Genomic DNA, 3,545 nt, shown 5'->3' with positions numbered 1-3,545 from the left:
TTTGATTTGTGGTGCATCAGTTCCTCTTGTTGTATTTCAAAACCCCTTCCTATAATCCCTGCGGCTTACCAAAGCCCCGCCCAAACGCGTGCTACCCGCACTTCAAGCGTCCAGGCACCGCTTTACCGTGTCTGACCGGTGTTCGCTCCCATCCCGAGCCGCCCCGCGCACAACCCTGATCCATGGGTGTTCGACCAATAATAATCCGCGTCCAAACGCGCAATGACCGTCAGGGATACTGCCATGAGCACCACCTATAACGAGGCCGCGCCTGCCGCCGCCCCGACCAACTCGACCGCACGGGTTGCCACCGCGAGCATCGTCGGCACCGCCATCGAGTTCTACGACTTTTATATCTACGCCACGGCCGCTGCGCTGGTGATCGGCCCGGTGTTCTTCCCGCAGACCTCCGGCACCGCGCAGATGCTGGCGTCGTTCTTGACCTTCGGTATCGCCTTTATCGCCCGCCCAATGGGCTCGGCGCTGTTCGGCCACTTTGGTGACCGCATCGGGCGTAAATCCACCCTGGTGGCTTCGCTGCTATTGATGGGCGTGTGTACCACGCTGATCGGCTTGCTGCCGGGCTATGACAGCATCGGGGCCTGGGCGCCGATCCTGCTGTGTGTGCTGCGCTTCGGCCAGGGCTTGGGACTTGGCGGGGAATGGGGCGGCGCAGCGTTGCTGGCCACTGAGAACGCACCGAAAGGCAAGCGCGGCTGGTTCGGCATGTTCCCCCAACTGGGCCCCTCGATTGGCTTTTTGGCGGCCAATGGCTTGTTTCTGATTTTGGCCATGAGCCTGAGTGACGAGCAGTTCCGTAGTTGGGGCTGGCGCATTCCATTCATCCTCAGCGCAGCCTTGGTGATGGTTGGCCTCTACGCACGCCTCAAGCTGCACGAAACGCCGGTATTCGCCAATTCCGTCGCCAAGGAGGCGCCGGTGAAAGTGCCGCTGGTGGAACTGTTCAGCCAACACTGGCTGCCGGTATTGCTGGGCGCCGCATCGATGGTGGTGTGCTATGCGCTGTTCTACATCACCACCGCGTTTTCCTTGAGCTATGGCGTTTCAACCCTGGGTTACAGCCGCGAAACCTTCCTGGGCTTGCTGTGCTTTGCGGTGCTGTTCATGGGTTTGGCCACACCGCTGGCGGCCTTGGCCAGTGATCGCTACGGGCGCAAGCCGGTGCTGATCGTCGGCGCAATCCTGGCAATCCTGTCGGGCTTTACCATGGAGCCGCTGCTGACCCACGGTTCAACCTGGGCGGTGGCGCTGTTCCTGGCGCTGGAGCTGTTTTTGATGGGCGTGACCTTCGCGCCAATGGGCGCAATGTTGCCGGAATTGTTCCCGACGCGCGTGCGTTATACCGGTGCTTCGGCGGCGTATAACCTGGGCGGGATTGTGGGGGCGTCGGCGGCACCGTTCTTCGCGACCAAGTTGGTGGCGATGGGTGGGCTGAGTTATGTCGGTGGGTATGTGTCGGCGGCAGCGTTGCTCAGCTTGATTGCTGTGCTGTGCCTGAAAGAGACGCGGGACAATGATTTGAATCGCGTCGCTTGATAGACCGCTTTCGCGAGCAAGCCCGCTCCCACATTTTGACCGCATTCCTACAGGATAAACGCGGTTAAATGTGGGAGCGGGCTTGCTCGCGAAGGGCGCGACTCGGTTACATCTCTACAACAACAGCCTTGGAAGCACGGGTGGCTTTAGCCCGAGCCGCTTCAATCGACTCATCCCGCGCCAACGCCACACCCATCCGACGCTGACCGTTCACTTCTGGTTTACCAAACAGGCGCAACGCCGTGTCCGGTTCACTCAAGGCCGCGCCCAGGTTGGCGAAGGCGGTCTGTGTGGACTGCCCTTCCACCAGAATCACCGCTGAGGCCGAAGGCCCGAACTGACGGATCAACGGGATAGGCAGGCCCAGGATGGCACGAGCATGCAGGGCAAACTGCGACAGGTCCTGGGAAATCAGGGTCACCAAACCGGTGTCATGGGGGCGCGGCGACACTTCGCTGAACCACACCTGATCACCCTTGATGAACAACTCCACGCCAAACAGACCACGGCCACCCAGGGCCTCGGTCACGGCTTTGGCCACGCGCTCGGATTCAGCCAACGCAATCGGGCTCATGGCCTGTGGCTGCCAGGATTCCTGGTAATCGCCCTTCTCCTGGCGATGACCCACCGGCGCACAGAACGTGGTGCCGCCCACGTGACGTACGGTCAGCAGGGTGATTTCGTAGTCAAAGTCGATAAAGCCTTCGATGATCACCCGGCCCTTGCCGGCACGGCCGCCTTCCTGGGCGTAATCCCAGGCTTTCTGCACGTCATCAGTGCTGCGCAGCAGGCTCTGGCCCTTGCCCGACGAACTCATCACCGGCTTGACCACGCACGGGAAGCCCAGATCCTGCACGGCCTTGCTGTAGTCTTCAAAGGTATCGGCGAAGTGGTACGGCGAAGTCGGCAGGTCCAGCTCTTCAGCGGCCAGGCGGCGGATACCTTCGCGGTTCATGGTCAGCGACGTGGCGCGCGCGGTCGGGATCACGGTGAAGCCTTCGGCTTCCAGTTCCACCAGGGTAGCGGTGGCGATCGCTTCAATTTCCGGCACGATGAAGTGCGGCCTCTCGGCTTCGATCACTGCACGCAGAGCGGCGCCGTCGAGCATGTTGATCACATGGCTACGGTGCGCAACCTGCATGGCAGGGGCGTTGGCGTAGCGATCCACGGCAATCACTTCAACGCCCAGGCGTTGCAGTTCGATTACCACTTCCTTGCCCAGCTCACCGCAGCCACACAGCAAAACGCGGGTCGCGGTTGGCGACAATGGAGTTCCGATTCGGGTCATCTCAGGTCCTCAGGGGAGCGGATCGTTTGGAGAAAGGCCGGCATTTTACATGAACTGTAAAAATTGGCCTCAGTTGGCGACGGCGCGCCGACGGATACGCCAGGCCATGATCAGCCACACCGCCGTGACACCGGCGAATTTCGACGCCAACGCGGTGCCGACCACGGCCGGGGTAAGCGCGCCGATCAGGCCAAAAAAGATAAAGGTATCCAGCGGAATGCTCAGTGCCGAACTTATCCACAGGCGGTCGTGGAGCGGGCGCTTGGTGATGCTGAACACCAGCCAGTCAATGCATTCGGACACCGCGAACGCGGTGGCGCTGGCCAGGGCGATGGACGGATCGGAGGTGATATACGACAGCACCAGCGCGGCCAGCATGGCGACGATTGCACCGTGGCCGAAGCGGGTTTGCACCATGTCGCGCAGGATGAAGACCAAGCCACCCCAGGCAGACCAGATGACGTCCAGGTGCGGAGCGGTGGAGAAGGCGAAGTTGATCAGCACGACACTGCTGATGTAGGCGATCAGGAAGAGCATGGGGAAGTGGACCTGTGAGTTATGCCGCACAGGGTACTTCACATTTAGAAATATGTCGTCTGGGAGGGCCTCTTCGCGAGCAAGCCCGCTCCCACAGTTGACCGCGTTTATCCTGTAGGAACATGGTCAAAATGTGGGAGCGGGCTTGCTCGCGAAAGCGATC

The 3,545-nt window shown here is 61.0% G+C and carries 3 protein-coding genes; 1 reads left to right on the top strand and 2 read right to left on the bottom strand.

Translation table 11 applies throughout. The features are described from left to right. The first annotated feature begins 243 nt into the window (after window positions 1–243). Window positions 244–1,557 (top strand): MFS transporter, encoded by a 1,314-nt coding sequence (locus DYL59_RS31190; RefSeq protein ID WP_135292627.1) that lies wholly within the window; start codon window positions 244–246, stop codon window positions 1,555–1,557. 106 nt (window positions 1,558–1,663) lie between these two features. Here the strand turns inward: DYL59_RS31190 and purT are convergent, their stop codons facing one another. Both purT and DYL59_RS31180 read right to left on the bottom strand, forming a co-directional pair. Continuing rightward, a complete protein-coding gene (purT, locus tag DYL59_RS31185) occupies window positions 1,664–2,845 on the bottom strand; it encodes a formate-dependent phosphoribosylglycinamide formyltransferase (protein WP_135292626.1) in 1,182 nt (393 codons plus the stop codon). Between the two features lie 69 nt (window positions 2,846–2,914). Further along, window positions 2,915–3,382, bottom strand: coding sequence for a VUT family protein (locus tag DYL59_RS31180; RefSeq protein WP_105523850.1), 468 nt, complete (start codon window positions 3,380–3,382; stop codon window positions 2,915–2,917). Between the last annotated feature and the right edge of the window lie 163 nt (window positions 3,383–3,545).

Origin of the sequence: Pseudomonas kairouanensis (assembly GCF_004682055.1) — a bacterium.
In the GTDB taxonomy this organism is placed as follows: Bacteria; Pseudomonadota; Gammaproteobacteria; order Pseudomonadales; family Pseudomonadaceae; genus Aquipseudomonas; species Aquipseudomonas kairouanensis.
Note: the sequence above shows the minus strand (reverse complement) of the source record. Positions and strands in the feature narration are given on the sequence as shown.

Excerpts from the sequence above, each read along its gene's own strand:
- DYL59_RS31190 (WP_135292627.1), top strand. The coding sequence starts at position 244 with ATGAGCACCACCTATAACGAGGCCGCGCCTGCCGCCGCCCCGACCAAC.
- purT (WP_135292626.1), bottom strand. The coding sequence starts at position 2,845 with ATGACCCGAATCGGAACTCCATTGTCGCCAACCGCGACCCGCGTTTTG.
- DYL59_RS31180 (WP_105523850.1), bottom strand. The coding sequence starts at position 3,382 with ATGCTCTTCCTGATCGCCTACATCAGCAGTGTCGTGCTGATCAACTTC.